Raw genomic sequence first — 5,320 nt, forward strand, 5'->3', positions numbered from 1 at the left:
CCTATTAGTACCAGTCAACTCCACGAGTCTTCAGTCCCCGCTTCCATACCCGGCCTATCAACCTCATCATCTATAAGGAGCCTCACACACCAAAGTGCCAGGAAATCTCATCTCGAAACAGGCTTCCCGCTTAGATGCTTTCAGCGGTTATCCCTCCCGAACGTAGCCAATCAGCCATGCACCTGGCGGTACAACTGACATACCAGAGGTTCGTCCGTCCCGGTCCTCTCGTACTAAGGACAGCCTTTCTCAAATTTCCAACGCGCGCAGCGGATAGGGACCGAACTGTCTCACGACGTTCTGAACCCAGCTCGCGTACCGCTTTAATGGGCGAACAGCCCAACCCTTGGGACCGACTCCAGCCCCAGGATGCGACGAGCCGACATCGAGGTGCCAAACCATGCCGTCGATATGGACTCTTGGGCAAGATCAGCCTGTTATCCCCGAGGTACCTTTTATCCGTTGAGCGACGGCCGTTCCACAACGTACCGCCGGATCACTAGTCCCGACTTTCGTCCCTGCTCGACCTGCCAGTCTCACAGTCAAGCTCCCTTGTGCACTTACACTCAACACCTGATTGCCAACCAGGCTGAGGGAACCTTTGGGCGCCTCCGTTACACTTTAGGAGGCAACCGCCCCAGTTAAACTACCCATCAGGCACTGTCCCTGAACCAGATCATGGCCCGAAGTTAGACATCCAGATTGACCAGAGTGGTATTTCAACAACGACTCCACACAAACTAGCGTCCATGCTTCACAGTCTCCCACCTATCCTACACAAGCCAAACCAAACACCAATACCAAACTATAGTAAAGGTCACGGGGTCTTTCCGTCCTGCTGCGCGAAACGAGCATCTTTACTCGTACTGCAATTTCGCCGAGTTCATGGTTGAGACAGTAGGGAAGTCGTTACTCCATTCGTGCAGGTCGGAACTTACCCGACAAGGAATTTCGCTACCTTAGGATGGTTATAGTTACCACCGCCGTTTACTGGGGCTTAAATTCTCAGCTTCGCCACAAAGGCTAACCAATCCTCTTAACCTTCCAGCACCGGGCAGGAGTCAGTCCGTATACATCGTCTTACGACTTCGCACGGACCTGTGTTTTTGATAAACAGTCGCTTCCCCCTGGTCTCTGCGACCCATACACGCTCCAGGCAGCAAGTGCCCATCACGCTCAAGGTCCCCCTTCTCCCGAAGTTACGGGGGCATTTTGCCGAGTTCCTTAACCATGATTCTCTCGATCGCCTTAGTATTCTCTACCTGATCACCTGTGTCGGTTTAGGGTACGGGCGGCTAAAACCTCACGCCGATGCTTTTCTCGGCAGCATAGGATCACCAAATCCCCCAAAAACGGGGTCCCATCACGTCTCAGGCACACAGCCGGCGCATTTAACAACCGACAACCCTACACGCTTAGACCACGACAACCATCGCGTGGCTTGGCTACCTTCCTGCGTCACACCTGTTAATACGTTTACCTCCAAAGATCGGGTCCCACAACCCACACAACACACAAACAAAAGCCTGCACATCATGCTTCGCATGGTTAGCATCACAATATCAGTATGGGCGGTTTTTCACCGGTACGGGAATATCAACCCGTTATCCATCGACTACGCCTGTCGGCCTCGCCTTAGGCCCCGACTAACCCAGGGCAGATTAACTTGACCCTGGAACCCTTGATCATCCGGCGGATGAGTTTCTCACTCATCTTTCGCTACTCATGCCTGCATTCTCACTCGCATAGCCTCCACCACTGGTTTACACCGCAGCTTCACTGGCTACACGACGCTCCCCTACCCAACAACCCCAAAGGGTCATTGCCACAACTTCGGCGGTGTACTTGAGCCCCGCTACATTATCGGCGCAGAATCACTTGACCAGTGAGCTGTTACGCACTCTTTCAAGGATGGCTGCTTCTAAGCCAACCTCCTGGTTGTCTAAGCAACTCCACATCCTTTCCCACTTAGCACACGCTTAGGGGCCTTAGTTGGTGGTCTGGGCTGTTTCCCTCTCGACAATGAAGCTTATCCCCCACTGTCTCACTGCTACGCTCTCACTTACCGGCATTCGGAGTTTAGCTGACGTCAGTAACCCGTGAAGGCCCATCGGCCATCCAGTAGCTCTACCTCCGGCAAGAAACACGTAACGCTGCACCTAAATGCATTTCGGGGAGAACCAGCTATCACAGAGTTTGATTGGCCTTTCACCCCTATCCACAGCTCATCCCCTCCATTTTCAACTGAAGTGGGTTCGGTCCTCCACGACGTCTTACCGTCGCTTCAACCTGGCCATGGATAGATCACTCCGCTTCGGGTCTAGGTCATGCCACTCAAACGCCCTATTCAGACTCGCTTTCGCTACGGATACCCCACACGGGTTAACCTCGCGACATAACACTAACTCGCAGGCTCATTCTTCAAAAGGCACGCTGTCACCCCAAAAGGCTCCAACGGCTTGTAAGCACACGGTTTCAGGTACTATTTCACTCCCCTCCCGGGGTACTTTTCACCATTCCCTCACGGTACTGATTCACTATCGGTCACTAAGAAGTATTTAGACTTACCAGGTGGTCCTGGCAGATTCACACGAGATTCCACGAGCCCCGTGCTACTCGGGTGGCCACACCACGGACAGAACAATTTCGATTACGGGACTCTCACCCTCTACGGCCGACCATTCCAAGTCGTTCACCTACCATCCTGAACATCATGCCGGCAGCCAGTTAGAACTGCCACTGTGACTCCCACAACCCCCATGATGCAACGCCTAACCGCTATCACACACCACAGGTTTAGTCTCTTCCGCTTTCGCTCGCCACTACTCACAGAATCATTACTTTATTTTCTCTTCCTGCGGGTACTGAGATGTTTCACTTCCCCGCGTTCCCCCCAACCAGCCTATACATTCAGCTGGCGGTAACTCACCATGAAGATGAGCCAGGTTTCCCCATTCGGAAATCCTCGGATCACAGCCCAGTTATCGGCTCCCCGAGGCTTATCGCAGATTCACACGTCCTTCATCGGCTCTTAGTGCCAAGGCATCCACCGTGTGCCCTTAATAACTTACACACAATCAAGAAAAATAAGAATCTAAAATCAACAATCAAACCAACACAAAAGCATTGATTCAACGCAAATTCCAGAAGATGCTCGCGTCCACTATATAGTTCTCAAACAACAACCCACAACACAACAACAACACAAAACAATTTCTGCATCATCACCATGCCAGGCAAACAAAGGAACAACACACACGTGTTACCCCAAAACCCAACAATGCGCCTCATCCAACCCAAAACCAACATTCCACCCATGAGCAAAACCACCCATCCGACACTCGCGGACAGCATGGCCAACTAAATGTGCTCCTTAGAAAGGAGGTGATCCAGCCGCACCTTCCGGTACGGCTACCTTGTTACGACTTAGTCCCAATCGCCAATCCCACCTTAGACGGCTCCCTCCCCGAAGGGTTAGGCCACCGGCTTTGGGTGTTACCAACTTTCGTGACTTGACGGGCGGTGTGTACAAGGCCCGGGAACGTATTCACCGCAGCGTTGCTGATCTGCGATTACTAGCGACTCCGACTTCATGGGGTCGAGTTGCAGACCCCAATCCGAACTGAGACCGGCTTTTAGGGATTAGCTCCACCTCACAGTATCGCAACCCTCTGTACCGGCCATTGTAGCATGCGTGAAGCCCAAGACATAAGGGGCATGATGATTTGACGTCATCCCCACCTTCCTCCGAGTTGACCCCGGCAGTCTCCTATGAGTCCCCACCATAACGTGCTGGCAACATAGAACGAGGGTTGCGCTCGTTGCGGGACTTAACCCAACATCTCACGACACGAGCTGACGACAACCATGCACCACCTGTATACCAGCCCCGAAGGGAAACACCATCTCTGATGCGGTCCAGTATATGTCAAGCCTTGGTAAGGTTCTTCGCGTTGCATCGAATTAATCCGCATGCTCCGCCGCTTGTGCGGGCCCCCGTCAATTTCTTTGAGTTTTAGCCTTGCGGCCGTACTCCCCAGGCGGGGCACTTAATGCGTTAGCTACGGCGCGGAAAACGTGGAATGTCCCCCACACCTAGTGCCCAACGTTTACGGCATGGACTACCAGGGTATCTAATCCTGTTCGCTCCCCATGCTTTCGCTTCTCAGCGTCAGTTACAGCCCAGAGACCTGCCTTCGCCATCGGTGTTCCTCCTGATATCTGCGCATTCCACCGCTACACCAGGAATTCCAGTCTCCCCTACTGCACTCTAGTCTGCCCGTACCCACTGCAATACACGGGGTTAAGCCCCGGCCTTTCACAGCAGACGCGACAAACCGCCTACAAGCTCTTTACGCCCAATAATTCCGGACAACGCTCGCGCCCTACGTATTACCGCGGCTGCTGGCACGTAGTTAGCCGGCGCTTTCTCTGCAGGTACCGTCAATCTCTCTTCTTCCCTGCTAACAGAGGTTTACAACCCGAAGGCCGTCATCCCTCACGCGGCGTCGCTGCATCAGGCTTGCGCCCATTGTGCAATATTCCCCACTGCTGCCTCCCGTAGGAGTCTGGGCCGTGTCTCAGTCCCAGTGTGGCCGGTCACCCTCTCAGGCCGGCTACCCGTCGTCGCCTTGGTGAGCCGTTACCTCACCAACAAGCTGATAGGCCGTGAGCCCATCTATAACCACTACATAACGCTTTCCACCAACACCCCATGCGGAGATTGGTCGTATCCGGTATTAGACCCAGTTTCCCAGGCTTATCCCAGAGTTAAAGGTAGGTTACTCACGTATTACTCACCCGTTCGCCACTAATCCACCTAGCAAGCTAGGCTTCATCGTTCGACTTGCATGTGTTAAGCACGCCGCCAGCGTTCGTCCTGAGCCAGAATCAAACTCTCCGTTGAAAAAATAGAAAAGTTCGATAACCTGATCTCAAACAGCGAATCACACACGGGGGTGCGTGACTCAAGCTGACTTTTTTGAAACCATTTGATGATTATCAAATAAATAAATATTTGGTATTAGTTTCAGTTTCCATCACCATATTTGGTGATTTTATTGAACAAAGCACACTATTGAGTTCTCAAGCAACACACCGATTCAACACCTTGACTCCTTCATTCGAAGGATGTCTTACCATTGAACGGTCATTCATGTTATTTTCGTCGTTACCGCGTTCCCGCGACAACTCAATCAACTATACCAGCGTTTCGCTTGCCATGCAAATCTGTTTTCCGTGATTCGCACCACAATGTCTCTTTCCTAAACTCTTCCAACATCACCAACCGGCAACCCGAAATTCCTTCAAGCAAGAAACC

2 rRNA genes are annotated in these 5,320 nt (G+C 52.4%); both read right to left on the reverse strand.

The annotated features are described in order from the left end of the window. A 23S ribosomal RNA gene (locus AB8C10_RS09165) occupies positions 1-3,073 on the reverse strand; the annotation flags it as partial. A 304-nt stretch (positions 3,074-3,377) separates the two neighbouring features. Further along, positions 3,378-4,906 (reverse strand): 16S ribosomal RNA (locus AB8C10_RS09170). Positions 4,907-5,320: the final 414 nt, after the last annotated feature.

Source organism: Rothia mucilaginosa (assembly GCF_964210535.1).
In the GTDB taxonomy this organism is placed as follows: Bacteria; Actinomycetota; Actinomycetes; order Actinomycetales; family Micrococcaceae; genus Rothia; species Rothia mucilaginosa_F.